Here is a 25,607-nt window from a genome sequence, read left to right as displayed (position 1 = left end):
GCCAGCCTGCTACCGGGCCTCCTGGCAGCTACCCGGACCGGACTTCCACCGGCAAGCGACGACGAGCTTACGAACAGCAAGATCAGCCGCTACGTCACGGCTTCACCTCCATTCTGCTGGGCGCACGAATCATCGAGGTCAGATGTCGGACTCCCCCAGTTTCGCGCCGCCCACGAAGGCGCGGAAAACGCCACCTCGCAAGATCAGCGGCTCGACGTCGGGCTGCTCGGAGTCTCTGATCGCGTATCGGTCGCCGCTCAGCTTGGCTGCGTAGAGGCAGTCGCCCCCATTTGAGCCGGAGAGTGTTGATTTCTTCCACGCAGCGGCCTCTAGTTCGGCGCGCAGCTCATTACTGATCTTCATACCTTGCCGCCACCTCACGCACTAGTCGCTCGCTCACATGTATGGGATGCGCCCATTTGTGAATCGCGTCGTATCTGAGATTAACCGTTCGCACCGTCTCCTCGCGATCGGATACGGAGCCCTGCGCGGCGGTGTCGAGATAGATGTGGTCCGGCATACCGTCGCCTTGAGCCAGGGAGAAGCCGCCAAGCAGGCCCGGCGTAGCCCCCACTCCGAGGGGGACGATCTGTATCGAGACAAAGGGGGTGGCCATCATCTTCAGCAGGTGCTCAAGCTGCTCCCGCATGACCTCGGCGCCCCCGATGGGGCGAATCAGAGCGCACTCGTCGAGCAGCGCCCAGTACATCGGCGGCTTGTCGCGATCGAACACCGCCTGACGCTGGAGTCGGGTCGCGACGGTCTCCTCGATCCAGTCCTGGGTGACTCCTGGCTCGGCGGAGAGGATCGCTCGCGCATACGCGGCCGTCTGCAGAAGGCCCGGAACGACAAGAGGTTGCCAGGTTCGGATGGTGTGGGCGTTCTCCTCCACCCTTGGCCACTCTCTGAACCACTTCGGCGCCGAAACCAGCCTGGCGCTGGGCAGCAGCCGAAGCAATTCCCCATTCAGGTCCAGGGCCGTCTCGGCCGCGAGGGTGAATTGCCGGGTCGGGTGGCGCTTGCCGCGCTCGATCAGGCCGACCAAGCTCTCGCTGCACGTGGAGAGCGGCACTCTGGCGATGTTTCTCGGAGCACAGACAGGCCATCCGGACATGTCTGCTGAATCCTGTCTGGTTAAAAACCGGATAATCCCGACGCATTCCGGACAGAACATGGACGGTGACAGGGAATGACTCGCGAACCGCTGGGGAAAACGACCGAACCCCCAGAACCTCATCCGCGCCATTCGCCGATCAGCGAAAGTGCCGCCGCTTTGATCCCCGGCTGACCCCCGCCGTCGGATCTGGCCTTTTTGACGGCGGGGGTGGGACAGGGGATGCCGTCAGCCGGTGGGACCCGCGTCGGGCCGCACCTCCTTTTCGCCATTGCCATCGCCCGTCTCTTCGCCGGTGCCGGCGCGCTTTTCGGCGTCAGCCTTCGCATCGGTCCCGGTCTCGGGAACGGCCTCACCGTCGGCCGCAGCGGCCGCATCACTTCCAGCGTCACCGTCCGCCGCAGCGGCGGCATCGGCCCCAGTGCCGGCAGCGGCGTCACCGTCGGCCTCGGCATCCGCCTCGGGGGCCGAATCAGTGCCGGGGGCGATTATCTCGGGAGTGGGGATCGCGGGGTTCGTATCGGTGTCGGGCCAATCGGCGGGTACGGGACGGGGCGCCTTCGGGGTGTCGGCCCCTGACCGCTCCGCCACCACGTCGCTCTCGCCACCGTCCCGGTTCAGCGCATCAGGCAAATCTTCATTCATCACCCCCATCTGCCCGCCGAACTCCTCTCCAACAGTCCGCAGGGACAATCTTCAAAGCGCGGGCCGACGCCGCCGTTCTGGCGGCACGTTCGGCCCTACGGCGAGGTACGGCTGGACGTCGCCAAGCGGTTGGCGCGCACGATCCCGGCGGTGTGATCACGGCGGGAGGTCGCGCCAGCGTTCGGCCGACGCCAGAGCGTCCAGACTGATCCGCTCCAGGAACGCACCGCCCCTGGCCATGCGGCCTCCCACGGGCGTGTTGAGCCCGAGCGTCTCCCCCGCCGCCTTCGCGATCTCCGCCGCCGCGAGCGTCCGCCGCGCGCTGATGACCGTCGAGTGGTACCAGGCGTCGTCGTCGACCACGTAGATGTCGCGCCGTCGCTGCTGATCACGCTCGCGCCTGATCAGGCCCTGCTGGGTCAGGTAGCCCACGGCCGTGGAGATCGAGGCGGGACTGACTTTCAGCCCGCGCGACAGGTCGGCCGCGGTGAGCCTGCCGTCCTCGCTCAGCCACAGGCCGATGAGCACGCGCGCCATCATCTTCGGCAGGCCCATCCCGATCGCCATCTCGACGGCTCCTTCTTCCGCCTCGAAGACCTTGCGGTCCTGGGGATCGGCCTCGGGCGAACGGGCCGGGGTGCCGCGCCGCGCCCGCCGCGCCGCCGCCTGGTGCGCCCGCTCGGGCCGGTAGTCGCCGGGGCCGCCGTTACGGCCGACCTCGCGGCTGATCGTCGAGGTCGGCCGGTCCAGTCGCCTGGCGATCTCGGCATAGGAGCGGCCTTCCGCGAGGCCGGTCGCGATGCGCTGGCGGTCCTGCCGGGTCAACCTTCCTTCTGGCATGACGCCCATTATTGCGTTCGGCGCCAACACAATGCAACGTTTCATTGCATTTAGCTTCACCGTCAACGCATCAATATATTGGCTTTGAACTGCATCTATGCCTATCGATTGATTGACGTAATTTCTTAAAGCAACGTAGCTTTCAATCATGTCGAACACGTACTATCGCGATGAGCCAGTGACCCCGTCCCTCGATCGCGCACCCGCCTGTCCCTTCGATCCCGCCCCTTCGCTCACCGCTCTGCGCGTAGAGCAGCCGATCGCCCGCCTGGCCGCGCCCGAGGGCGCCCCCGGCGTCTGGATGATCACCGGATACGACCTGGTCCGCCAGATCCTCGCCGACCCGCGCTTCAGCTCCCGCTACGAAACCCACTACCACCCCCTGGCGGGCGGCCACCTGCCGCCCGCCCCCGTCGGCGACCTGACCGGCATGGACGCACCCCAGCACACCCGCTTCCGCAGACTGCTGGCGGGCAAGTTCACCGTCCGGAGGATGAACCTGCTCACCGAGCGGGTCAACCAGATCACCCGTGAGCGGCTCGACGCGATGGAGCGGCAGGGGCCGCCCGCCGACCTCGTCGAGGTCTTCGCGCAGCCGGTTCCGGCGCTGATGATCTGTGAGCTGCTCGGCGTGCCGTACGAGGACCGCGACCGGTTCCAGAGCTCCACCCGGGTCCTGTCGGACGCCCGGACCGCGGAGGCGCAGTACGCCGCCTTCGTCGAGCTCGGCACCTACCTGCGGGAGCTCGCGCTCGCCAAGCGGGCCAAGCCGACCGACGACCTGCTCAGCGACCTGGCCACCGGCGGCGACCTGACCGACGAGGAGCTCGGCGGCGTGGCCGCCTTCCTGCTCGGCGCCGGGCTCGACACCACCGCCAACATGCTCGCGCTCGGCACCTTCGCCCTGCTGCGCGACCCGGCCCAGCTCACCGCCCTGCGCGGCGACCCCGACCTGGCCGCCGGCGCCGTGGAGGAGCTGCTGCGTTACCTGTCCATCGCCGCCACCGGGATGCGCGGCGTGCTGGAGAACATGGAGATCGGCGGCAGGCAGCTCACGGCGGGCGACACGGTCATCATCGCGATCAACGCCGCCAACAGGGACCCGGCCAGGTTCTCCGACCCCGACATGCTCGATCTGCGCCGCTCGGCCGCCGGGCATCTGGCCTTCGGCCACGGCGTCCATCAGTGCCTCGGTCAGCAGCTGGCCCGCATCGAGATGCGTGTCGCGTTTCCCGCGTTACTCACCCGCTTCCCGACGCTGCGGCTCGCCGTACCGGCTGAAGACCTGTCGCTGCGCACCGACCCCTCGCAGGTGTACGGCGTGCACAGCCTGCCCGTCACCTGGGATCGGGGGTGAACGCGATGCGAACCTTCGTCTCGGTGACGGGGCTGCGTAAGTCCTACGGCGCCCACCGCGTCCTGGACGGCATCGACCTCACCATCCCGCAGGGCACCGTCTTCTCGCTGCTCGGCCCGAACGGCGCGGGCAAGACCACCACAGTGCAGATCCTGTCCACCCTGATCAAGGCCGACGCGGGCGAGATCTGGGTGGCCGGGCACGACCTGGCCAAGGAGCCCGACGAGGTGCGTGCCGCGATCGGCGTCACCGGCCAGTTCTCCGCGGTCGACAGCTTCCTCACCGGCGAGGAGAACCTGCGGCTCATGGCCGACCTGCTCCACCTCGGCCGAGCCAAGGGCCGCACGCGCGCCCGCGAACTGCTGGAGCGCTTCGACCTCACCGACGCCGCCCGCAAGCCCGCGGCCACCTACTCGGGCGGCATGCGCCGCCGGCTCGACCTCGCCATGACCATGGTCGGCACGCCCAGGCTCATCTTCCTCGACGAACCGACCACGGGCCTGGACCCGCGCAGCCGCCGCACCATGTGGCAGATCGTCAGGGACCTCGTCCAGCAGGACGGCGTGACCATCTTCCTGACCACGCAATACCTGGAGGAGGCCGACGAACTCGCCGACCGCATCGCCCTGCTCAGCCAGGGCCGGCTGGTGGCCGAGGGCACCCCTGAGGAACTCAAGCGAATGGTCCCCGGCGGCCACATCGTCGTACGCTTCGCCGACCCCGACGGGTACCGCAGGGCGGCGGGCCACGTCGGCGCCACCTCCAGCAACGACGCGGCACTCACCGTCCAGATCCCCGACTCCGGCGGGGTCAGGACGCTGAGGAAGCTCCTGGAGTGGCTGGACACGCATGCCATCGACGTCGCCGAGCTGTCGGTGCGAACCCCCGACCTGGACGACGTCTTCCTCACCCTGACCCAGGAGCCCTCGACCAAGGAGCCCTCTCGATGAGAGCGATCACCGACTCGGCGACGATGCTGCGGCGCCAGGTCAAACACATCTGGCGCTACCCCACGCTGATCCTCACGTTCGCGGCCGTGCCCGTGGTGTTCCTGCTGCTGTTCGTCTACGTCTTCGGCGGCACCATGGGCGCGGGCATCGGCGCCGACCGCGCCGCCTACGTCGGTTACCTCGTCCCCGGCATCATGATCACGACGATCGTCGGGGCCGCGCAGGGGACCGCGATCTCGGTGGCGACCGACATGACCGAGGGCATCATCGCCAGGTTCAAGACCATGGCCATCGCCCGCGTCTCGGTGCTCACCGGGCACGTACTCGGGGCGATGGTGCAGACGTTCCTCGCGATCGCCATGGTGACCGTGGTGGCGTTGCTGATCGGGTTCCGCCCATCCGCCTCGGCGCTGGACTGGCTCGGCGTGGTCGGTGTGCTGGCCATGTTCACCTTCGCGATCACCTGGCTGTCGGTCGCGCTCGCCATGGTCACCAAGAATGTGGCCACGGCCAGCAACCTGCCGATGCCGCTGATGCTGCTGCCGTTCCTCGGCAGCGGCTTCGTCCCGCCCGAGTCGATGCCGACCGGTTTGCGCTGGTTCGCCGAGCACCAGCCGGCCACCCCCGTCATCGAGACGCTGCGCACGCTGCTGGCCGGCCGGCCGGCCGGGTCCAGCTTTCTGGAGGCGGCCGTGTGGAGCGCGGGCATCGCCCTGGTCAGCTATCTGTGGGCACGCAGGCTCTACAACCGGTGAGGTTCACTGGATGCGGTCCAGGGTCGGACAGGTCACCGTAGGCCGCCACCTGCTCGGCGCGTGACTGCGGCTCCTACATCCGCAGCCGGCGCTGGCCTAAGCCGACACGAGTGACGCACGGCCCTGTCGGCATTCCTGCCGCAGGGCACCACCCCCACCTGCCGACCATCAGGCGAGCGCGTCGTCGATCTCCGCGCGGCTGGGCATCGACGTGCTCGCGCCCTCGCGCTGCACCGACAGCGCCGCCGCCACCGAGGCGAAGCGGAGTGCGGCGGCGGCGGGGAGGCCCTCGGCGCGGGCGACCGCGAGCGCGCCGACGAAGGTGTCCCCGGCCGCCGTGGTGTCCACTGCCTTCACCTTTACGGCGGGTACGCGCAGCCGCTCGCCTGATCGCGAGCCGTACAGCGCCCCTTCGGAGCCCAGCGTGATGACGGCCTCCGGGACCCGCTCCAGCAGCGCCTCCAACGCCGCCTCGGTGGAGTCGGTCCCGGTGATGGCGGCGGCCTCGTGTTCGTTCGGGACGATCAGCGTGACCGCGTCGAGCAGCGCGTCCGGCAGCGGCTGGGCGGGCGCGGGGGTGAGGATCACCGGTACGCCCGACACCTGCCCGGCCTGGGCGGCGGCGATCACCGCGTCCATGGGCAGCTCCAGCTGGAGCAGCAGCGCCCGTGAACCGGCGATCACCGCGACGTCGTCCGCCGTGGGCCCGGTGACGGTGCCGTTGGCGCCGGGCACCACGATGATCGAGTTGCCGCCTTCGTCGTCGACCACGATGTGCGCGATGCCGCTGGGACCGGGCACCTGCCGCAGCTGGGCGACCTCCACTCCGGCCGCGGCCAGGGTGGTGCGCATCTCGGCGCCGAAGCCGTCGTCACCCACCGCGCCCAGGAACGCCACCACGGCGCCCGCGCGGGACGCCGCGATCGCCTGGTTGGCGCCCTTGCCGCCGGGAATGGTACGGAACCCGCGCCCGGTGACCGTCTCGCCCCGCTTGGGGGCCTGGGACACGTAGGCGACGAGGTCCATGTTCGCGCTGCCGAAGACCGAGATCATGTCCTCATCATCTCCTGTGTACGGCGGGCCAAATCGCCCAGCCCCACCCCGTCGAAGCCGGTCAAGCTGCTGGCCAGAGAGTCGCGCATCCTCCACCGCTCCGGGACCCCGCCGTTCAGCGCGCCCGCGACGGACCCGGCCGTGGCGCCCGCCGAGTCGGTGTCCCAGCCGCCGGCGACCGCTCCGGCGATGGTGGCGGTGAAGTCGCCCCGGCCGTGGATCAGCGTGGCGGCGACCAGGGCGGCGTTGTTGATCGTGTGCACCCAGTGCAGGGCGCCGTGCCGCTCGTGCAGCCGGTCGACGACCCGCTCGAAGTCACTCTCCGCCGAGGCGTCCTCTGCCGCCTGCCGTACCGCCTGGTAGAGCCGTGATCGCGTCGGGACTACGGACAGCCCGGCCTCGACCACCTCGGCGGCGGAGGCGGCGACCAGGGAGCTCGCGCACATGGCGGCGGCGAACATGGCGCCGTAGACCCCGTTCGCGGTGTGGGTGAGGCGGGCGTCGCGCCAGGCGTACTCGGCCGCGGTGGCCGGATCGCCGGGATTGACCCACCCGTACACATCGGTCCTGATCAGCGCGCCGATCCACTCGCGGAACGGGTTACGGTACGTCGCCGTCTCCGGCACCTCGGCCCCGGCCAGAAGGTTGCGGTAGGCGACCCGTTCCGCCGTGAACGTACGGCCGGCGGGCAGCTCGTCGAGCCACAGCTTGGCCACGTCGTCGGTGGTGAAGCCGCGGCCGTGCCGTTCCAGGACGGACAGGGCGAGCAGCGGGTAGTTCAGGTCGTCGTCCTCGGGGACGCCGTCGATGTTCTCGGCCAGGGAGTTGACGGCGCTGCGCCGGTTCCACGGCCAGCGTTCGGCGATGTCGCCGGGCAGGCCCTTGGCGGTGAACCAGCCGGTGATGGGCCAGTTGCCGGTGGCCTCGGCGATCTCCCTGATGCCCGCGCGGGGGATCTTCTCGACCGGCTTGCCGAGCACGCAGCCCGCCGCCCTGCCCTGCCAGGCACCGAGCACGCGCCCCGGATCGACCTCCCGCAAAACCGCGGGAGCGGGCCAGTTCGGGCAGGCGGCGATGATAGCGGGCAGGTCGGACGGCTCGTCGAGGTCGAGCGGCGACGGGATGGCGGCCAGCTCGTCCAGCAGGTCCTCGGCGAGCGGCCGCAGCCTGAGCGCGCCGGGCTCGGAGGCCCCGGCGCGCGGCGGGGCGTCGTGGCCGCCCGCGGCATGCCACCGCTCGGCGATGTCGCGCACGTCCCTGCCGTCCTCGGCGGCCTGGCGCAGCTCGTGGCCCACCAGATCCTCGGGCTGCACCCAGGTGAGGCGGATCATCGGCCCACCGGCCCTTCCGACCGCGCCCAGCCGATGCGCGCCCTCGGCCGGTTGAGGCGGATCATCGGCCGTCGAGGGCGGCGAAGGCGGATTCGACGGCGCGGCGGCGGGCCGCGTCGTCGGCGTGCACCCGGCGGGCGACCTCGGCGATCACCCGGCCGGGGGCCTCCAGGTCCGTACGGCTCGCCTCGGCCACCTGCGTGACCCATTCGCCCGGGATCGAGCCGAGCCCGCCCAGGGCGCCGGCGATGGCGCCGCCCATGGAGGCGATCGAGTCGGCGTCACGGCCGTAGTTGACGCCGCCGAGCACGGTGTCGCGGTAGTCGCCCTTGGCCACCACGAGGAAGCCCAGCGCCAGCGGCAGCTCCTCGATGCTGTGCACCCGGCTCGGCCGACGTGCGCCGAGCCCCTGGTCGCGGTAGGTGTCGGCGACCGTGTCGAACGGCCGCATGGCCGCGCGCAGCGTCTCGAACGACCCGTCCCAGTGGCCGAGCCCGGCGGCCGCCTCGCAGACCGCCTCGATGGCGGCCCTGGTGCCGTCCTTGGCCAGCCGCAGGCAGGTGGCCACCACGGAGTCGAAGGTCGCGCCGGGCCGCACGGCCTCGGCGACGGCCGCCGCCATGACGCCGGCCGCCTCGCGGCCGTAGCTCGACTGGTGGGCGCCGGTCAGGTCGATGGCCTCGGCGTAGGCGGCGTCGGGGTCGGCGGCGTTGACGATGCCGACCGGCGCCACGTACATGGCCGCGCCGCAGTTGACGATGTTGCCGACGCCGGCCTCGCGCGGGTCCACGTGGCCGTAGTGCAGCCGGGCGACGATCCACTTCTCGGCCAGGAAGATCCGCTGGAGCGGCAGCGCCTCGGCCTCCAGCTCGGGGATCCACCGGCGCTCGCCCATGAGCTCGGGTACGAAGTGCTCGGCCATCGAGTACGCCCCGAGGTGACCCGCGACCTTCTCGTAGACGCGGATGAGCGCGTGCGTCATGAGGGTGTCGTCGGTGATGTGGCCGTCGCCCTTGTGATAGGGGGCGATGGGCCGGGCGTTGCGCCAGTCCTCGTTGTACGGCGGCACGATGCCCTCCACGTGCCCGCCGTACCTGGTGGTGATCTGTTCGGGAGTCCAGCCCTCGGTGGCGCCGCCCAGCGCGTCACCGACCGCCGCCCCCGCCACGCAGCCGGTCGCCCTGTCCTCAAGCGGCGTCATGCGAGTTCCTCCAAGAGTTCGATGAGATCTTCTCCTGCCAGTTCCGGCAGACAGCACCCTGCCAGTGTGCGCGCCGACGCGGTCCACCCCTCCGGGATCGCGTCGAGCCCGCCGCACGCTCCGGTGAGCGCCCCGGTGAGCGCGGGCGCCGAGTCGGCCAGCGCGGCCAGGCACGCGGCGGCGGGTACGGCCGCGCTCAGTGAGCCGCCCGCCGCCACGGCCAGCGCCAGCGCCACGGGCACCGTCTGCGCGGCGCCCACTCCGTAGCTGTAGACGTGGTCGAGCAGCGCGGCGTCGAGCGCGGGCACGGCGGCGAACGCGTCGCCCGCCTTCCGCGCCACGTCCAGCGCCAGCCGGGCGTTGTGCCCGATGGCCGTGTCGGGCGGCAGTACGGCCAGCGCCGCCCCGGCCGCCGCGGCGGCCGAGCCCGTCGCCACCGCCTCGGCCACCGCGGCCGCCATGGCCAGGGCCCCGAGCAGCCCGTCCCCGGCATTGGTCACCTGGGCGTCCTCGGCCGGGTCACGGCCGAGCGCGCCGAAGGCGACCGCCCTGACGGCGGCGGCGTCGTCGAAATGGTGGGGATTGTCGTGGCCGCTGGCCGGGGGCTCGACGCCCTTGGCCAGGCTGCCGAGCGCGGTGGCCACCGAGATCCGCGCCCGGATGTCCTCGCGGCCCACCAGCTCACCGAACGCCTCGGCGCGCGGCCGGTCGATGGTACGCACCGTCCAGGCGAGCCACTCGGCGTCGTCGGACGGGCCGACGGCCAGCGGCGCCACGGGCTGGTTCAGCGCGAACGGCACCGGCAGCGTGGTCACCCGGTGCTCCTCCGCGAACGTGTCGAGCTCGCGCAGCAGCCGCCTGCTCCATGGCGCGTGCAGCGCCGACCGGTGCCTGGTGGCGGGCCAGCCCACGGCGTCTCCCACGGCGAGCCCGACGAAGGCTCCCGCGATCCTGTCCCCCGACATGCGTCCTACAGTCCTTCCGCCAGTTCGTCGGCGACGTCCAGCACGTGCCTGCCGGCCACGACGGGCAGGCATTTGCCCGTCACGGGGCCTATCCTGCTCGCCCAGCGTTCCGGTACGCCGTCCCGCCCCTGCCCGGCACCCGCGATGGCGCCGGCTATGGCGCCGATGGTGTCGGCGTCGCGGCCGAGACTCACCCCGAACGTGACGGTCGCCTCGACGTCGCCGCCGCCCGCCAGGTACGCGGCGAGGGCGAGCGCCACGGCCTCGGGCGCCACGTCGGTCCAGGGGTAGTGCTCGACCACCACGGCTTGGTGAAGCGCTTCGACGACCGGCAGCTCGACATCGCTCGAAGCGTCCGAGTCCCGCGCGAAGGCCGAGTCCCTCGCAACGTCAGCGTCGCTCGCGACGATCACGTCGCGGGCCCGGACGATGTCGCGGGCCGTCCACGAGTCCGCGGGGATCACCGACAGCGCGGCGGCCACCACTTCATGCGGCGCGGCCCCGGTCATCGCGGCGGCCACCGCCCCGGCGACCGCCCGGCCGCCCAGCACGCCCTCGCCCGACTGGCTGACCCGCCCGTCCTCCTCGACGAGCCGGGCGGCCTCCGCCGGGTCGCCGGGGCAGAACACGCCGTACGGCGCCGCCCGCATGGCCAGCCCGTCGGACCAGCCGTGCTGATGGACGAGTCCGGTCAGCGGCGGCTCCAGCCCGCGCCTGAGCGCCTCGATGGTGCCGAGCTCGGAGAACCCGGCGCCGCGCATCGGGCCGGTCACCCGGGGGATGATCTCCGTACGGTAGGCGTGGGCCACGTCGGCCGAGGTCAGCGCGTGCCCGTGCCGGACCAGCAGCGAGGCGGCGAAGATGGCGTACTCGGTGTCGTCCGTGCCCCCACCCTCGATCTCGGTGAGCCGGCCCCACCGCCGGCGGATCTCCGGCGGCGTGAGGTTCTCCGCGGGCGCCCCGAGGGCGTCGCCGGCCGCCAGGCCGAGCAGACACCCCCGGGCCCTGTCCCGATAAGTCACCGCTGGTACCGCTCCAGCACCTTGTTGCCGTCCGCCACCAGCTTCGCCGCCGCGTCGTCGATCGAGATCTTGTTGGCGAAGTACTGCTGCAGGATCGGCGTCGCGACCTTGCTCTTCCACTCGTCGAACCCGTTGACCTTGAGGAACGGCGCCACGACGAGGTTCTTGGCGGAGGCGGTGGCCACGTCCCAGCCGTTCTCCTTGGTGGTCATCGCCGGGTCGGCGGCGGCCTTGGCGGAGGTGGGCAGCAGCCAGTCGCCCTTGGCGAGCTTGGCCTGGTTGGTGCCGTTGAGGAAGAAGGAGATGAACTTCAGCGACTCCTCCGGGTGCTTGCTGTCGGCGGCGACGGACAGGGTCTGCGAGACCGCGCCCTGGTCGCTGGAGGTGCCCTTCAGCGGCGGGAGGGTGACCCAGTCGAAGCCCTTGGGGGCCTGCTCGACGACCTGCTGGCGCAGGTAGACGCCGACCGGCAGCATGGCGTACTTGCCGGCGAAGAAGCCGGGCAGCGGGTCGGCGGTGCCCATGCCGAGCGCCGAGGTGTCGGCGGACTTGTCCTTGTAGAGCTGGTCGTGGATGCGCTGGAGGACCTGCTTCTCCTCCGGGCCCACCTTGACGGTCGTCTTGCCGTCGGTGGTCTGGAAGAAGGTGCCGCCGAAGTTGAGCGCCAGGTTCAGCGTCTTGTTGACCGGCGACTTCATGGGCCAGGCCACGCCGAAGGAGCCGCTCTTGGTGAGCTTCTTGCTGACCTCGGCGAACTCGTCCCACGTCCACGGGTTGTCGGAGGTGGGGACGCGCACGCCGGCCGCGTCGAGCAGCTTCTTGTTGGCGATGATGACCTGCGACTCCTGGAGGAACGGCACGCCGTACACGCCCTGGTTGCCCTTGCCGTCGTCGAAGGTGACGGTGTCCCAGGCGGGCTGCGGGATGTCGCTCTTGAGGTCGGCGGGCACCTTGTCCTTGATGTCGAGCAGGTAGCCCTTGGAGGCGAAGCCCGACAGGGCCGGGGAGTCGTCGTGGATGACGTCCGGCGGGTCGCCGCCCTCGAAGGAGGTGACGAGCTGGTCGTTGACGTTGTCCCAGCTGCCCTGGACGTAGGTGACCTGGATGGTCGGGTTGGCCTTGTTCCACTCGTCGACGAGCTGCTTGTTGGCCGCGACCGACTCCTTCTGCCAGGCGAGGCTGAGGAAGTTGAGCTTGACGGGCTCCCCGGGCTTGGCGGACTCGCCGGAGCCGGCGTCGCCACCGCCCCCACCGCACCCGGCGGCCAGCGCGACGATCGCCGCCGCCGCCAACGCGGATTTGATACGCATAAGAGCCTCCTAGCCCTTCACAGCGCCGGCCATCAGGCCGGACCTCAGCCGTCGCTGGATGATTGCGAAAAAGATCAGGCTCGGGATCGTCGCCATGAGCGACGCCGCGGCCAGCGGGCCGAGCCTCGACACTCCCTCAGGGCCGGTGAACCTCACCAGCGTCAGCGGCAGCGTCATCACATCGGGGTCCTTGAGGACCACGAGCGCGAACAGGAATTCGTTCCACGAGGAGATGAACGAGAAGAGCAGCGTCGCCACCACGCCCGGCGCGAGCAGCGGCGCGACGATGCTGATGATCGAGCGCAGGCGGGTCGCGCCGTCCATGGCCGCGGCCTCCTCCAGCTCGCGCGGCACGGAGCGCACGTACCCCTGGAGCATCCACAGCGCGAACGGCAGCGTGAACGTCACGTGCACGACCACCAGCCCGAACAGCGTGTTGACCAGGTCGAGCTGCTTGAGCACCATGAACAGCGGAATGATGATCAGGATGAACGGGAACACCTGGCTGACCAGCACCCACCCGAGCGCCACCCGCTTGAGCACGCCCTTGTAGCGGGCCAGCGCGTAGGAGGCGGGCAGCGAGACGGCGACCGTCAGAACGGAGCTGGACAGGGCCACGATCAGGCTGCGCAGCCCGGCTCCCACCAGGTCCTGCTCACCGAAGGCGTCGCTGAAGTTGGCCAGCGTCGGCCGGTCAGGGATCCACGTCGGGTGCAGGTTGGCCATCTCCTGCGGCGTCTTGAGCGCCGTGGACAGCAGCCACACCAGCGGGAACGCCAGAAAGACCATGTAGGCCAGGAGCGCCGCGTACTGCGGGATCTTCTTCATGACGCCTCCCGCATCTGCCGCCAGAGATAGAAGCCGAGCAGGCCCAGCACGACGATCACGATGGTGACGCCCATGGTCGCCGCGTAGCCGAAGAAGCCGTAGCGGAACGCCTCCTCGTAGGCGAACAGCATCGGCAGCCTGGTCCGCCCGCCGGGACCGCCCTGCGTCAGCACGTAGACGAGGGTGAACTGGTTGACGTTCCACACGAAGTCGAGCGAGGTGATGGTGACGATCACGGGCCGCAGCTGCGGCAGCGTGATGCTCCAGAACTTCCGCCAAGTGGCCGCCCCGTCGACCTCGCCCGCCTCGTAGAGCTCTTTGGGGATGCCCTGCAGACCGGCCAGCAGGACGATCGTGGTCTGCGGCATGCCGCTCCAGACGCCCATGACGATGATGGCCGGCAGGGCCCAGGAGAAGTCGGCGAGCCAGTTGATGTCGGTGCCGAACGTGGTGTTCACAATGCCGGCGTCGGGGTGGTAGACCAGCCGCCACATCAGGCCGATGACCACGGGCGGCATCGCCCACGGCACCACGGCCAGCACCCGGGCCAGCCCCCTGAGCCACAGCTTCTGGTTGAGCAGCAGCGCCAGTCCCAGGGAGGCCAGGAACTGCAGCACGGTCACCGACACCGCCCAGATCAGGCCGATCCTGATCGACGCCCAGAACTCCTCGTCGGCCAGCAGCGTGCCGAAGTTCTCCAGGCCCACGAAGCTGGTGACGTGGTTGCGGCCCGACTCGGCGTCGGTGAACGCCAGGCCGATGCCGTAGAGCAGCGGGCCCACGCTGAACAGCAGGACCGGCACCAGCGCGGGCAGCATGAGCACCCACATCTCGCGGTTCTGCCGCGAGACGCCGCTGGGTCGCCTGCGCCGCGTCTGCGGGGGCCTGGTCGCGGTCGCCGTCATGAAGACCTTCCTCCCTCGGACCCCTCGCCCGCCGTGGACGCGCGGACCACCAGGCGGGGCAGGACGGTGACCAGGCGGGGCTCGCGATCGCCGTGTTGCAGCCGGTCGAGCAGCAGCTCGGCGGCGGCCTTGCCGCGTTCGGCGGAGCCCAGCGAGACGCTGGTGAGCGACGGCCAGGAGGCGGCGGCCAGGTCGGTGTCGTCCATGCCGACCACCGCCACGTCCTGCGGCACCCGCTTGCCCGCCGCGCGCAGCACGTCGAGCGCGCCCAGCGCGATCAGGTCGTTGGCGCACATCAGCGCGTCGATGTCGGGCACCCGCCGCAGCAGCGTCTCCACCGCGCGGCGTCCCTCCGCGCGGTAGAAGTCGCCGATCTCCACCAGCTTCTCCTCGTACGGCAGGCCGACCGCCGCCAGCGCCTCCCGGTACGCGGCGCCGCGGGCGGCTCCCGGCACGGTGTCGAGCGGGCCGTTGACCATGCCGATCCGGCGGCGGCCGAGCATGTGCAGGTGGTCGATGGCGAGCCTGACACCGGTGCGCGAGTCCGCGCGTACGTTGTCGACCGGTGTCCCGTCGGGCACCGAGCCGATGATCACGACCGGCGCCCTGGCGGTGGCGAGCATCCGCAGGTGCGTCTCGGTGACGCGCAGCGGGCTCATGATCAGCCCGTCGACGTAGCGCTCGCCGAGGCTGTGCAGCACGTCGATCTCGTCGGCGGCGACGGCGTCGGTCGAGTGCAGGACCAGCCGGTAGCCCGCCGCCTTGAGCACGGGCTGGATCTCCCGCAGCATGGCCAGGTAGGCCGGGTTGCCGATGTCGGCCATGGCGAAGGCGACCTGGTGCGTGCGGCGCGACTTGAGCGACCTGGCCACGGCGTTGCGCACGTAACCGAGCTCGTCGGCGGCGGCCATCACCTTGCGCACGGTCTCCTGCCTGGTCGGCAGGCCGTTCAGCACCCGCGAGACCGAGGCGATGGAGACGCCCGCGCGCTCGGCGATCGTGGTGATCGTGGGTCCGTCGGCCAAGGCTGTCCCTCCAGGCGCGTCAACGGTTCCGTAAAGTCACTGTAAACGTTTACGGTGTGTGGGACATGAAACATGCACGTTACGTACGGGGTCAAGTCACGATCACATAACGCGAGGTCAACGCACGCCGCCCGGCTCCGGGCGGAGCCAGGCGGCGCTCGTAGCGGGGCGAGGCCGGGACGGGGCGGGAACGGGGACGGGACCCGGGTCGGGGAAGCTCGTACCGGATCAGGTCAGCGCGAGTCCGCCGGGACGGGTACGGGGACGCGGCTCAAGGCGCGGATGGCCGGAGCGCCCGCGAGGGCGACCGCGGCGGCCAGCAGCGCCGGGACGATCAGCGCGAACCGCAACGTCCAGGACTCCGCGAGATAGCCGAGCAGCGCGGGCCCCACCAGCAGCCCGCTGTAGCCGAACGCCGTCACCAGCGCCAGCGCGCGGCCGACCCGGCTGCCCGCCGCGCCCACCGCGCTGAAGATCACCGGTACCACGGTGGCCAGCCCGACGCCCACGAGCGCCCAGCCGGACCACGCGCACACCACCTGGAGCGCGTCGGCGGTGAGCGGAGCGACGAGGACCAGCACGTAGCCGCAGGTGGCGAGCACGCCGGCGAGCTGGATCGTGCGCACCGAGCCGAGGCGCGCCCGGATCGGGTCGCCCAGCAGCCGCACCGTCGTCATGGCCACCGCGAAGATCGTGTAGGCGATCGGCGCGGCGGCCGGGTCGGTGTGCAGCACCCAGCGGGCGTGCAGGGCGGCCCAGTCGATGGCGGCGCCCTCGCTCAGGTGCCCGGCGAACGCGGCCAGGCCCAGCAGGGCCACCAGCCCCCAGCGCAGCGGGCTGCTCCCGGTCGCGCTCTCGTCCCGGGTGACGTGCCGGGGCGGGTCCGGCAGCAGCATCCGCGCCGCCGGAACGTACAGGAACGGCACCACGATCGCCGCCGCGACCAGCAGTGCCTGCGGGTCCACGCCCACCTTCAGCGCCCCGGCGGTCAGCGCGCCGCCGGCGGCGCCGCCCAGGCTCCACGTCCCGTGGAAGGCCGAGATGATCGGCCGGCCGTAGACGCGTTCGACCTCGACCGAGTGGGAGTTCATGGCCACCTCGGCCACCCCCAGGCCGATCCCGAACAACACGGCCAGGATGGCCAGCGCCAGGTAGGAGGAGGCCAGGGCGGGTCCGAGCAGGACGACCGCCGACAGCGGGCCGCCGACCCAGCAGACGACCCTGCTCGACCACCGGTCCACCAGCGGCCCCGCCACCAGCATCGACACCAGCGCGCCGCCCGAGACCAGCAGCAGGACGCTGCCGAGCCGAGCCGGGCCGAGATCCAGGCGGTCGTTGAGCGACGGCAACCCCGCCGCCCACAGGCCCATCACTAACCCGCTGAGGAAGAAGAAGGAGAAGACTGCGATACGGGCGCGCCTGGCGTCAATTTTGTTCACGGCTAGAGCATAATAACCCGGATGAGGCTTCGACAATGGTGACGAATGGGGCAACGACGAGTGCCGGGCTGCGGGCGTACAACCGGGTGCGGCTGCTGCGGGCCGTGCACGACTGCGGCGCGACGCGCACCCGATCCCGTCTGACCCAGGACTTGGCGCTGGCCCGAGGCACGGCATCGGTGCTGGTCAGCGGCCTGGCGGACGACCGGCTGCTGCACGAGGAGCCGGCCGCGGCGCACGGCAGGGGACGGCCCACGCAGGTGCCCGGCCCGCATCCCGAGGGGCCGCTGGCGCTGGCTGTGGACCTCCGGGAGGACTCGTGGGAGGTCGCGGCCTGCGAGCTGGGCGGGCGCGTCTCCGTCCTGGACGTACGGCGCCACGACGGCACGCCGGAGGGAGCCCTGAGGCCGCTCGGTGAGGTGCTGCGCGGGCAGCTCGGACGGCTCGGGTCCCGGGTGATCGGGGTGGGCCTGGCGGTGGCGGGGCCGGTGCGCGACGGCGGCCTGGTGGACGTGGCCCACCTGCGCTGGCGCTCGGTGGACGTGCCCGCCCTGCTCGGCCTCGGCGCCGCGGTGCCGGGCGGCGGGCCGCGGGTGGGCAACGACACGGCCTTCGCGGCCTTGGCCGAGGCGCGCCGGGGACGCTTGCGCGGGATCGGGGTGGGGCTGCACGTCCACGTGGACTTCGACCTCGGCGGCGTGCTCGTGGTGGACGGGCGCCCGCTGGAAGGGGCCGGCGGGATGGGCGCGGAGTTCGGCCACATGCCGCTCACGGGCGGCGACGCGCCCTGCATGTGCGGCGCGCACGGCTGCTGGGGAATGGAGGTGGGGGCGAACGCGCTCCTGCGCCACATGGGCCTGGCGTACGGCGGCGGCCAGGGCCGCGACGACGCCCGCCGCATCCTCGCCACCGCCGAAGCAGGCGCAGAAGCAGGCAGCGGAGCGAGAGGCGGGACGGGCAGCGGGACCGGCGGCGGCACAGGCGACGCGACGGGCGGCGGCCAGGTTCCGAGCCCGCATGACCACACGGGCGGCGGGGCGGCGCTGCGCGCGGTCAGGACGAACGCGCAGGCGCTGGGCCGGGGACTGGCGGCACTGGTGAACGCGCACGATCCGGCGGTCGTGACCCTGTCCGGCCTGGGCGTCGACCTGTACGACCGCGCCCTGCCCACCCTCATGGACTCGTTCGGCCGCGGTCTGATGACGATCCGCCACGAACGGCCGCCCGTGATCGCCCCCTCGGCCCTGGGCTGGCAGGGTCCGCTGGTCGGCGCCATGGAGTCGGTGTTCGACATGTTCCTCACCGTCTCCGGCGTCGAATCCTGGCGCGGCGGCACGTGACGAAGACCTGCGGATCGAGCTCGGCCCCGTGAAGCGCGGGGCAGCCTTGATCCAGCATCCTGCTCCTTCCCCCGAAGAGCACCCCCATGTCGTCATGGTACGCACGCATACCCCCTGACCTGCAACAACCCCACCTCACCGAAGCGTTGCCGGACCGATCGAGGTGCTCGCGACACGCCCGAATGCCGAATGTGACGGATACCACGCGCAAGGGCGGAAACCGCCCACCCGAGCCGTGATCTCGCGGATCCGGCGTCCCGGAAGGCGCGAGATCGCCCGCCGCCCGGCGGCCCGGCCAGGCGGGCGGTGCCCGGCCGGCGACCTCCATGACCTGGTCGGAGGCCGTTTCGCGGGCCTCAGAGGCGGTGTCGCCGGGTAGGCGGGCTACGGTGAGGAGAACCTCGTGGGCGGCGGCATGGGCGTCAGCGGAGGCACGCTCGCGCGGGAGGCGGCGGGCGCCAAGACGGCCGTTTCGGCGTGGCGCACCCGCTGAGCGGGCGCTTTTCGCAACACGAACCGCTGGTATCCGCCATGATTAGCCACTGCACTACGGGTTACAGGAATCCCCGACCCCAAACTCCCCGAGGAGAACCGAGATGGCACTTCCGACTCTCACCCCCGAGCAGCGCAAGGCGGCTCTGGAGAAGGCCGCGGAGGCACGCGCGGCCCGCACCGCCCTGCTGGGCAAGGTCAAGGCCGGTGAGCTGACCTTCGCGCAGCTGCTGGAGCGCGACGACGACATCGCCAAGAAGATCAAGGTGTCGCAGGCCCTGCGCGCCGTCAAGGGCGTCGGCCCGGCCAAGGCCACCGCGCTCATGGAGGAGGCCGGCGTCGACGAGAAGCGCCGCCTCGGCGGCCTGGGCGCCCAGCAGCGCAAGAAGCTGGTCGACGCGCTCGGCTGACCACCGGGCGGCCAGGTCCGCGCGGAACGCCGCGCGGACCGGCCGGCGCCCGAAGGTGTTCAGGGCGGGTCAGGACCGCAGATAGGCGAGGACGGCCAGCACGCGCCGATGCTGATCGCTGTCGTCGGCGTAGAGTCCGAGCTTGCTGAAGATGCTCCTGATGTGCTTCTCCACGGCCCCGTCGCTGATGACCAGCTGCCTGCCGATGGCCGGATTGGACTTGCCCTCGGCCATCAGCCCGAGCACTTCCCGCTCCCGCGGCGTCAGCTGCGCCAACGGGTCGTCCCTGCGCCTGCGCACCATCAACTGGGACACCACCTGAGGATCGAACACGGTCCCGCCCGCGGCGACCCGCCGCAGGCCCTCCATGAACTCGTCCACGTCCACGACCCGGTCCTTCAGCAGGTAGCCCACCGCGCCCCGGGCATCGGCGAGCAGGTCGTCGGCGTAGGAGACCTCGACGTACTGCGAGAGGATCAGCACCGGCGCCCCCGGAACCCGGCGGCGCGCCTCCACGGCGGCCCTGAGCCCCTCGTCGGTGAACGACGGCGGCATCCGCACGTCGACCACGGACACGTCCGGCCGATGCTCGGCCACCGCCTCGACGAGACCGTCGCCGTCACCCGCCGTCGCGACCACCTCGCAGCCGAACTCCTCCAACAATCTGACCAGGCCCTCCCTGATCAGAACCGCGTCATCGGCCACGACTACCCGCACGGCACCTCCGCCACGATCACCGTCGGCCCGCCGTCCGGTGACTGCACGGCCAGCTCCCCGTCGACCGCGCGGAGCCGGTCGGCCAGACCGGCGAGACCATGTCCCTTGGCGACGTGCGCGCCGCCGACCCCATCATCCCCGATGGTGAGCATGAGAATGTCACCGATGTGGACGAGCTGGATCGTGCAGACGGTGGCGCGGCTGTGCTTGGCGACGTTCGTGAGCGTCTCGGCGACGACGTAGTAGATGGCGTTCTCGACGGAGGCCTGGTAGCGCCGGACGGTCTGCACGTCGAGGTCGACCGGGATGGTGCAGCGTCCGGCGAGGGCGGCCAGGGCCGGGGCGAGGCCGCGGTCCGACAGGATGGGCGGCGCGATGCCGCGTGACAGGGCGCGCAGCTCGTCGAGCGTCTCGCGGGTGGCGGTGATCGCCGAGCTGATCGTGGCCTGCGCGGCGTCGGGGTCCCGCTGCATCTGCCGCTGCGCCCTGGACAGCTCCATGGCCAGCGAGACCAGCCGCTGCTGCGGCCCGTCGTGGATGTCGCGCTCCAGCTTGCGCAGCGCGTTGGCCTCGGCGGAGACGGCCGCGGCCCGGCCCTCGGCCAGGTCGTCGATGCGCTCCTGCAGCTCGGCGACCCCGGTCAGCAGCGCCCGGCCGATCCCGGCGCGCAGCAGCGCGGCGGCGCGCACCATGAACGGCAGGATGAGCAGGCCGAGCAGGCCGAGCACGAGGTAGAAGGCCGAGTTGACCCAGTAGTTCTGCTCGAACCCGAGCAGCTGGGGCAGCTCCTCGTTGCCGGGGATGCGCGAGGTGATGACGCCCCACAGCGGGTAGCTCAGCCCGGCGATCGGTATCGCCCAGAACACCATGGTCAGCACGAACGACACGATGGCGAGGGGGAAGTTGAAGATCCCGTGCAGCAGGTCGAGCCATGACTGCCCGCTGGTCAACGGGTTCACCAGCCGGCGGAACCGGCCCGCGCCCGCCGGCGCGGGCTTGTAGCGCGGGCGCACCGGCGGGCGCTTGAGCACGTCGGAGAGCCAGCCGCGCTCCGCGTCCGCGAACCCCCTGGCGATCATGAGCGTCCCCGCGAGAAGGGGCACGCCGATCCATACGACCGTCGTGCCCACGCCGACGGCCATGCCGGCGACCAGCAGCACGAAGGCGATGACGGCCGTGGGGAAGCCGACCAGCGTGTAGCGCGTGTCCAGGAGGACACGTCTCATGAGGGAGCGCATGGCGTTCACGGTACGACTGTGCCAGGCCCGGATCGACCCTGTGCGCCGGTATATGGCGGTAGGGCCTGCCCTACCTTCCATGGTGGTGCGATCTTCCCGCAAGAGGGCGGCTCACGGCACTGTGCCGGCCCGCCCGCGACGGAAGTCTTGAGGCCTCACCTCACGATGAACCATCACGATGAATCGAGGCCCCATGACCGCGTTGCTCGAGCATCCGGCGGCCCTGCCTGAGGCCGCCGCACCGGTCCGCTCCGCCCCGGCGAGGCGGGCGGCGGTCAGGGACCCGTTCATCGACCTCCTGCGGGTGTTCGGCATGGCGCTCGTGGTGCTGCAGCACTGGACGATCCCGGTGCTCGCCTTCGACGGCACCCGCCTGACCACCGGCAACGCCCTGGCGACGCCGGGTGTCTGGGTGGTGACCTGGGTCAGCCAGGTGATGCCGCTGGTGTTCTTCGCGGGCGGCGCCGCCAACGCGGTCAGCTTCGACCGGGCGGCGCACGGCGGGCCGCAGTGGCTGGCCACCCGGCTGCGCCGGCTGGCCTGGCCGCTGCTGCCGCTGGCCGCGGTCTGGATCCCGCTCCCCCAGTTGCTGCTCACGCTGGGCGTGCCCGCGCAGCCGCTGCAGGTGGGCGCGCAGCTCACCGGGCAGCTCCTGTGGTTCCTCGCCGTCTACGTGATCGCGGTCACGGCCACGCCGTACATGATGAGCCTGCACGACCGGTACGGCCTGCGCGTCCCCGCCGTGCTGGCGGCCGGAGCGGTGCTGACGGACGTGGCGCGGTTCTCGACCGGGGTCGACGCGCTCGGCTACCTCAACATCGTGTTCGTCTGGCTGGCGGTGCACCAGCTCGGCTTCCGGTACGCCGAGGGACGGCTGAGCCGCCCCGGCCTGATGGCGATCGGCGGCTTCGGGGCCGCGGCGCTGCTCGTGGCGTTCGGCCCGTACCCGGGCAGCATGATCGGCCTGCCCGGCGCCGAGGTGTCGAACATGGCCCCGCCCACGCTGGCCATGCTGGCCGTCTCGATCGGCCAGATCGGGCTGGCCACGCTGCTGCGGCCGTGGATCCTGCGGCTGCGGACCGAGAAGCTGCTCGCCTGGGCGGGGCCGCGCATCATGACCGCCTATCTGTGGCACATGCCGGCGCTGTTCGCGGTCACCGGCGTGGTGGTCGTCGGTCTCGGCATCGACACGCCGACGCCGGGCGGCCTGGCCTGGTTCGCCGGGTGGCCGATCTGGTTCGGGGCGCTCTGCCTGGTGATGTGGCCGCTGCTGAAGGGCTTCTCCCGGTTCGAGGAGCCGCCCGCCCTGCCGTACGGGAAGGCCACCTGGCGCGGCGCGCTCACCTCGGCGGGGCTGGTCGGCGGCGGGCTGCTGGGGCTGACCGCAGCGGGGTTCGCGCCCGGTAACACGCCGTTCCTGGCGGCCCTGGCGATCGTGGGCGGGCTGCTGCTCACCGGCCCGAAGGCCCGCGTGTGACGCGCGGGTGAGGATGCGGAAACATGATGGTCACACGAATCGTCTAAGAATGCGGTTCTATGACGCTCATCCAGCCTGTGTCCGAGACTGACCTGCCCGCCGTCGCCGAGATCTACGCGCACTATGTGACGGAGTCGGTGGCCACCTTCGACGAGACGCCCCTCGACGTGGCGGCGTGGCGGCTGAAGGCGGCGGCGATCGCCGAGGCGGGCCTGCCGTTCCTGGTGGCCAAGGAGGAGGGCGGCCGGGTGCTGGGGTTCGCCTACTGCGGGCGCTACCGCCCCAAGCCGGCCTACCGGCACACCGTGGAGGACACGATCTACCTCTCGCCGGAGGCGACCGGGCGCGGGCTGGGACGCCGGCTGCTCGGCGAGCTGATCGCCCGCACCGGCGAGAGCGGCGCCCGGCAGATGATCGCGGTGATCGCCGACGGCGGTGACCCGGCCTCGCTGAAGCTGCACGCGGCGTTCGGATTCGCGGAGGCGGGCCGGCTGAAGTCGGTCGGTTTCAAGCACGGGCGATGGATCGACACCATCCTTTACCAGCTCGAACTCCCGTAACCCGCGGGAATCGCGGGCCGGCGGGCCGGCTCGGGTTCGAGCATTCGGCAAACTTCGGCAGGATAGAGGGTGTGAGCCTCCTCGTTGACCGACTGCCGGAAGAGATCGACGCCGACCCGGACGCTATTTTCGACGCGTTCGTCTCCTGGAACTCCGAACGGGGGCTCACGCTCTATCCCGCCCAGGAGGAGGCGCTCATCGAAGTCGTCTCCGGGAGCAACGTGATCCTGTCCACCCCGACGGGCTCCGGAAAGAGCCTGGTCGCGGCGGGCGCCCACTTCGCCGCGCTGACCAGGGACGTACGCACCTTCTACACCGCGCCGATCAAGGCGCTGGTGTCGGAGAAGTTCTTCGACCTCGTCTCCGTCTTCGGCACCGAGAACGTCGGCATGATGACCGGCGACGCCAGCGTCAACCCGGGCGCCCCGATCATCTGCTGCACGGCCGAGATCCTGGCCAACGTCGCGCTGCGCGACGGCGCGGCGGCCGACATCGGCCAGGTCGTCATGGACGAGTTCCACTTCTACGCCGAGCCCGACCGGGGCTGGGCGTGGCAGGTGCCGCTGCTGGAGCTGCCGAACGTCCAGTTCATCCTGATGTCGGCCACACTCGGCGACGTCTCGATGTTCGAGCGCGATCTGACCCGGCGCACCGGCCGGCCCACCTCGGTCGTCAAGCACACCGAGCGGCCGGTGCCGCTGATCTACTCCTACCGGATGACGCCCCTCCACGAGACGCTGGAGGAGATGCTCCGCACCGGCCAGGCTCCGGTCTATGTCGTGCACTTCACCCAGGCCGCCGCCATGGAGCGGGCGCAGTCCCTGATGTCCATCAACATGTCGACGAAGGCCGAGAAGGAGGCCATCGCCACGCTGATCGGCGGCTTCCGCTTCACCACCCGGTTCGGCCGCGCCCTGTCCCGCCTCGTACGCCACGGCATCGGCGTCCACCACGCCGGGATGCTGCCCAAATACCGGCGGCTGGTGGAGCGGCTGGCCCAGGCCGGCCTGCTGAAGGTCATCTGCGGCACCGACACCCTCGGCGTCGGCGTCAACGTGCCGATCCGGACCGTGCTGTTCACCGCGCTGTCCAAGTACGACGGCAACAAGGTGCGCCGCCTGCGCGCCCGCGAGTTCCACCAGATCGCCGGCCGGGCCGGGAGGGCCGGCTTCGACACCATCGGCTATGTCGCCTGCCAGGCGCCCGAGCACGACATCGAGAACGCCAAGGCGCTGGCGAAGATCGGCGACGACCCGAAGCGGCGGCGCGGCTACGCCCGCAAGAAGCCGCCGGAGGGCTTCGTCGGCTGGAGCGAGGAGACGTTCGAGAAGCTGCAGACCGCCGAGCCCGAGCCGCTCAACTCCCGGTTCAAGGTCACCAACGCCATGCTGCTCGCGGTCATCAACCGGCCCGGCGACTGCTTCCAGGCGATGAAGCACCTGCTCACCGACAACCACGAGGACCGCAAGTGGCAGCGGCGGCACATCAGCCAGGCCATCGCCATCTACCGGTCGCTGCTCGCGGGCGGCATCGTGGAGCAGCTCAGGGAGGCCGACGAGCAGGGCAGGCGGGCCAGGCTGACGATCGACCTGCAAGAGGACTTCGCGCTCAATCAGGCGCTGTCCACCTTCGCGCTGGCCGCCTTCGACCTGCTCGACCACGACTCGCCGAGCTACGCCCTCGACATGGTGTCGATCGTGGAGTCCATCCTCGACGATCCGCGCCAGATCCTGTCGGCCCAGCTGAAGAAGGCCAGGGGCGAGGCGGTCGCGCAGATGAAGGCCGACGGCATCGAGTACGAGGAGCGGATGGAGCAGCTGGCCGAGGTCATGTATCCGATGCCGCTGGACGATCTGCTGCTCGGGGCCTATGAGACCTACCGGCACGGGCATCCGTGGGTGGGCGACTACACGGTCAGCCCGAAGAGCGTGGTGCGCGACATGTACGAGCGGGCGATGACGTTCGCCGACTACATCCAGTTCTACGAGCTGGCCAGGTCGGAGGGCACGGTGCTGCGCTACCTGGCCGACGCCTACCGGACGCTGTCGCGCACGGTCCCCGAGCACCTCAAGACCGAGGACCTGATCGACCTGATCGAGTGGCTGGGCGAGCTGGTCAGGCAGGTCGACTCGTCGCTGATCGACGAGTGGGAGCAGCTGGCCAACCCCGGGGAGGCGCTGGAGCGCCAGGAGCAGCTGGAGGCCAAGGTCCGCCCGGTCACCGCCAACACGCGGGCGTTCCGGGTGCTGGTGCGCAACGCGATGTTCCGCCTGGTCGAGCTCTGCGCCATCGAGAAGGAGGACGAGCTGGCGGAGCTGGCGCCCGACGTCGACTGGGGCGCGGCGCTCGACGCCTACTACGCCGAGCACGAGGAGATCTTCACCGATGCCGACGCGCGGGGTCCCGCGCTGCTGCGCATCGAGGAGGAGAGCGGGCTGTGGAAGGTGCGCCAGACCGTCAAGGACCCGGCGGGTGACGGCGACTGGGGCATCGACGCGCAGATCGACCTGGCCGCCTCCGATGAGGAGGGCCGCGCGGTGGTGCACGTACAGGGGCTCAACCGGCTCTGACGAGATAGCCGTGTGCCGGAGCGGACTGGCAAGGGCGCTCCGGCACACGCCCGTTCCTCAAGT

The 25,607-nt window shown here is 71.1% G+C and carries 24 protein-coding genes; 8 read left to right on the top strand and 16 right to left on the bottom strand.

Features of this window, described 5'->3' with window-relative positions:
• Positions 1–138: 138 nt before the first annotated feature.
• The 4 genes from LDL49_RS45185 to LDL49_RS45170 form a co-directional block, all read right to left on the bottom strand.
• On the bottom strand, positions 139–363 hold the full coding sequence (locus LDL49_RS45185) for a DUF397 domain-containing protein (RefSeq protein WP_225301097.1): 225 nt from the start codon (positions 361–363) through the stop codon (positions 139–141).
• A complete protein-coding gene (locus LDL49_RS45180) occupies positions 350–1,045 on the bottom strand; it encodes a DUF5753 domain-containing protein (protein ID WP_225301096.1) in 696 nt (231 codons plus the stop codon). The genes LDL49_RS45185 and LDL49_RS45180 overlap by 14 nt, the downstream gene beginning before the upstream one ends.
• A 297-nt stretch (positions 1,046–1,342) precedes the next feature.
• Positions 1,343–1,768, bottom strand: a complete 426-nt coding sequence (locus LDL49_RS45175; RefSeq protein ID WP_225301095.1) for a hypothetical protein — start codon at positions 1,766–1,768, stop codon at positions 1,343–1,345.
• Between the two features lie 147 nt (positions 1,769–1,915).
• Entirely contained in the window at positions 1,916–2,599 is a 684-nt protein-coding gene (locus tag LDL49_RS45170; RefSeq protein WP_225301094.1) for a helix-turn-helix domain-containing protein, read from the bottom strand.
• 148 nt (positions 2,600–2,747) lie between these two features.
• Between LDL49_RS45170 and LDL49_RS45165 the strand changes: the two genes are divergently transcribed.
• The 3 genes from LDL49_RS45165 to LDL49_RS45155 are packed head-to-tail and all read left to right on the top strand — an operon-like array spanning position 2,748 to position 5,661.
• Entirely contained in the window at positions 2,748–3,956 is a 1,209-nt protein-coding gene (locus tag LDL49_RS45165; RefSeq protein ID WP_225301093.1) for a cytochrome P450, read from the top strand.
• 5 nt (positions 3,957–3,961) lie between these two features.
• Positions 3,962–4,906: an ATP-binding cassette domain-containing protein gene (locus tag LDL49_RS45160; RefSeq protein ID WP_225301092.1), complete on the top strand. Its 945-nt coding sequence runs from the start codon at positions 3,962–3,964 to the stop codon at positions 4,904–4,906.
• A complete protein-coding gene (locus LDL49_RS45155) occupies positions 4,903–5,661 on the top strand; it encodes an ABC transporter permease (protein ID WP_225301091.1) in 759 nt (252 codons plus the stop codon). Before LDL49_RS45160 ends, LDL49_RS45155 begins: the two co-directional genes overlap by 4 nt.
• A gap of 168 nt (positions 5,662–5,829) precedes the next feature.
• Here the strand turns inward: LDL49_RS45155 and rbsK are convergent, their stop codons facing one another.
• The 10 genes from rbsK to LDL49_RS45105 form a co-directional block, all read right to left on the bottom strand.
• Complete coding sequence (gene rbsK / locus LDL49_RS45150) at positions 5,830–6,714, bottom strand: ribokinase (protein ID WP_225301090.1); 885 nt, start codon at positions 6,712–6,714, stop codon at positions 5,830–5,832.
• Positions 6,711–8,045: an ADP-ribosylglycohydrolase family protein gene (locus LDL49_RS45145; RefSeq protein ID WP_225301089.1), complete on the bottom strand. Its 1,335-nt coding sequence runs from the start codon at positions 8,043–8,045 to the stop codon at positions 6,711–6,713. The genes rbsK and LDL49_RS45145 overlap by 4 nt, the downstream gene beginning before the upstream one ends.
• 61 nt (positions 8,046–8,106) lie before the next feature.
• The gene (locus LDL49_RS45140) at positions 8,107–9,246 is read right to left on the bottom strand and encodes an ADP-ribosylglycohydrolase family protein (protein ID WP_225301088.1); all 1,140 of its coding nucleotides are present in this window, start codon (positions 9,244–9,246) and stop codon (positions 8,107–8,109) included.
• Complete coding sequence (locus LDL49_RS45135) at positions 9,243–10,211, bottom strand: ADP-ribosylglycohydrolase family protein (protein WP_225301087.1); 969 nt, start codon at positions 10,209–10,211, stop codon at positions 9,243–9,245. Before LDL49_RS45135 ends, LDL49_RS45140 begins: the two co-directional genes overlap by 4 nt.
• Before the next feature lie 5 nt (positions 10,212–10,216).
• Positions 10,217–11,233, bottom strand: a complete 1,017-nt coding sequence (locus LDL49_RS45130) for an ADP-ribosylglycohydrolase family protein (protein ID WP_225301086.1) — start codon at positions 11,231–11,233, stop codon at positions 10,217–10,219.
• Positions 11,230–12,543 (bottom strand): ABC transporter substrate-binding protein, encoded by a 1,314-nt coding sequence (locus LDL49_RS45125; protein WP_225301085.1) that lies wholly within the window; start codon positions 12,541–12,543, stop codon positions 11,230–11,232. Before LDL49_RS45125 ends, LDL49_RS45130 begins: the two co-directional genes overlap by 4 nt.
• Positions 12,544–12,552: 9 nt before the next feature.
• Positions 12,553–13,371 (bottom strand): carbohydrate ABC transporter permease, encoded by an 819-nt coding sequence (locus tag LDL49_RS45120; protein ID WP_225301084.1) that lies wholly within the window; start codon positions 13,369–13,371, stop codon positions 12,553–12,555.
• Positions 13,368–14,276, bottom strand: a complete 909-nt coding sequence (locus LDL49_RS45115; protein WP_225301083.1) for a carbohydrate ABC transporter permease — start codon at positions 14,274–14,276, stop codon at positions 13,368–13,370. The genes LDL49_RS45120 and LDL49_RS45115 overlap by 4 nt, the downstream gene beginning before the upstream one ends.
• Positions 14,273–15,301, bottom strand: coding sequence for a LacI family DNA-binding transcriptional regulator (locus LDL49_RS45110; RefSeq protein ID WP_225301082.1), 1,029 nt, complete (start codon positions 15,299–15,301; stop codon positions 14,273–14,275). Before LDL49_RS45110 ends, LDL49_RS45115 begins: the two co-directional genes overlap by 4 nt.
• Positions 15,302–15,534: 233 nt before the next feature.
• Positions 15,535–16,740, bottom strand: a complete 1,206-nt coding sequence (locus tag LDL49_RS45105; protein WP_225301081.1) for an MFS transporter — start codon at positions 16,738–16,740, stop codon at positions 15,535–15,537.
• A gap of 35 nt (positions 16,741–16,775) precedes the next feature.
• On the opposite strand from LDL49_RS45105, the gene LDL49_RS45100 reads away from it, so the two are divergent.
• Both LDL49_RS45100 and mihF read left to right on the top strand, forming a co-directional pair.
• The gene (locus LDL49_RS45100; protein WP_225301080.1) at positions 16,776–18,080 is read left to right on the top strand and encodes an ROK family protein; all 1,305 of its coding nucleotides are present in this window, start codon (positions 16,776–16,778) and stop codon (positions 18,078–18,080) included.
• A 596-nt stretch (positions 18,081–18,676) separates the two neighbouring features.
• Entirely contained in the window at positions 18,677–18,982 is a 306-nt protein-coding gene (gene mihF / locus LDL49_RS45095) for an integration host factor, actinobacterial type (RefSeq protein ID WP_225301079.1), read from the top strand.
• 69 nt (positions 18,983–19,051) lie between these two features.
• Here mihF and LDL49_RS45090 read toward each other — a convergent pair whose 3' ends face one another.
• Together LDL49_RS45090 and LDL49_RS45085 are read right to left on the bottom strand one after the other, a co-directional pair.
• A complete protein-coding gene (locus LDL49_RS45090; protein WP_225301078.1) occupies positions 19,052–19,699 on the bottom strand; it encodes a response regulator transcription factor in 648 nt (215 codons plus the stop codon).
• A complete protein-coding gene (locus LDL49_RS45085; protein ID WP_225301077.1) occupies positions 19,690–20,925 on the bottom strand; it encodes a sensor histidine kinase in 1,236 nt (411 codons plus the stop codon). Before LDL49_RS45085 ends, LDL49_RS45090 begins: the two co-directional genes overlap by 10 nt.
• A 205-nt stretch (positions 20,926–21,130) precedes the next feature.
• Here LDL49_RS45085 and LDL49_RS45080 point away from each other — a divergent pair, with 205 nt between their 5' ends.
• The 3 genes from LDL49_RS45080 (at position 21,131) to LDL49_RS45070 (ending at position 25,544) form a co-directional block, all read left to right on the top strand.
• On the top strand, positions 21,131–22,414 hold the full coding sequence (locus LDL49_RS45080) for an acyltransferase family protein (RefSeq protein ID WP_225301076.1): 1,284 nt from the start codon (positions 21,131–21,133) through the stop codon (positions 22,412–22,414).
• Between the two features lie 77 nt (positions 22,415–22,491).
• Positions 22,492–22,974, top strand: coding sequence for a GNAT family N-acetyltransferase (locus LDL49_RS45075; protein ID WP_308016271.1), 483 nt, complete (start codon positions 22,492–22,494; stop codon positions 22,972–22,974).
• Between the two features lie 62 nt (positions 22,975–23,036).
• Complete coding sequence (locus LDL49_RS45070; protein ID WP_225301105.1) at positions 23,037–25,544, top strand: DEAD/DEAH box helicase; 2,508 nt, start codon at positions 23,037–23,039, stop codon at positions 25,542–25,544.
• Positions 25,545–25,607 lie beyond the last annotated feature (63 nt).

Origin of the sequence: Nonomuraea aurantiaca, from assembly GCF_020215705.1 — a bacterium.
In the GTDB taxonomy this organism is placed as follows: Bacteria; Actinomycetota; Actinomycetes; order Streptosporangiales; family Streptosporangiaceae; genus Nonomuraea; species Nonomuraea aurantiaca.
The sequence above is the reverse complement of the archived record's forward strand: the minus strand, read 5'-3'. Positions and strand labels throughout refer to the sequence as shown.

Excerpts from the sequence above, each read along its gene's own strand:
- LDL49_RS45120 (WP_225301084.1), bottom strand. The coding sequence starts at position 13,371 with ATGAAGAAGATCCCGCAGTACGCGGCGCTCCTGGCCTACATGGTCTTT.
- LDL49_RS45085 (WP_225301077.1), bottom strand. The coding sequence starts at position 20,925 with ATGAGACGTGTCCTCCTGGACACGCGCTACACGCTGGTCGGCTTCCCC.
- LDL49_RS45100 (WP_225301080.1), top strand. The coding sequence starts at position 16,776 with ATGGTGACGAATGGGGCAACGACGAGTGCCGGGCTGCGGGCGTACAAC.
- LDL49_RS45185 (WP_225301097.1), bottom strand. The coding sequence starts at position 363 with ATGAAGATCAGTAATGAGCTGCGCGCCGAACTAGAGGCCGCTGCGTGG.
- LDL49_RS45160 (WP_225301092.1), top strand. The coding sequence starts at position 3,962 with ATGCGAACCTTCGTCTCGGTGACGGGGCTGCGTAAGTCCTACGGCGCC.
- LDL49_RS45175 (WP_225301095.1), bottom strand. The coding sequence starts at position 1,768 with ATGGGGGTGATGAATGAAGATTTGCCTGATGCGCTGAACCGGGACGGT.
- LDL49_RS45155 (WP_225301091.1), top strand. The coding sequence starts at position 4,903 with ATGAGAGCGATCACCGACTCGGCGACGATGCTGCGGCGCCAGGTCAAA.
- LDL49_RS45145 (WP_225301089.1), bottom strand. The coding sequence starts at position 8,045 with ATGATCCGCCTCACCTGGGTGCAGCCCGAGGATCTGGTGGGCCACGAG.
- LDL49_RS45080 (WP_225301076.1), top strand. The coding sequence starts at position 21,131 with ATGACCGCGTTGCTCGAGCATCCGGCGGCCCTGCCTGAGGCCGCCGCA.
- mihF (WP_225301079.1), top strand. The coding sequence starts at position 18,677 with ATGGCACTTCCGACTCTCACCCCCGAGCAGCGCAAGGCGGCTCTGGAG.
- LDL49_RS45170 (WP_225301094.1), bottom strand. The coding sequence starts at position 2,599 with ATGCCAGAAGGAAGGTTGACCCGGCAGGACCGCCAGCGCATCGCGACC.
- LDL49_RS45135 (WP_225301087.1), bottom strand. The coding sequence starts at position 10,211 with ATGTCGGGGGACAGGATCGCGGGAGCCTTCGTCGGGCTCGCCGTGGGA.
- rbsK (WP_225301090.1), bottom strand. The coding sequence starts at position 6,714 with ATGATCTCGGTCTTCGGCAGCGCGAACATGGACCTCGTCGCCTACGTG.
- LDL49_RS45165 (WP_225301093.1), top strand. The coding sequence starts at position 2,748 with ATGTCGAACACGTACTATCGCGATGAGCCAGTGACCCCGTCCCTCGAT.
- LDL49_RS45115 (WP_225301083.1), bottom strand. The coding sequence starts at position 14,276 with ATGACGGCGACCGCGACCAGGCCCCCGCAGACGCGGCGCAGGCGACCC.
- LDL49_RS45140 (WP_225301088.1), bottom strand. The coding sequence starts at position 9,246 with ATGACGCCGCTTGAGGACAGGGCGACCGGCTGCGTGGCGGGGGCGGCG.
- LDL49_RS45125 (WP_225301085.1), bottom strand. The coding sequence starts at position 12,543 with ATGCGTATCAAATCCGCGTTGGCGGCGGCGGCGATCGTCGCGCTGGCC.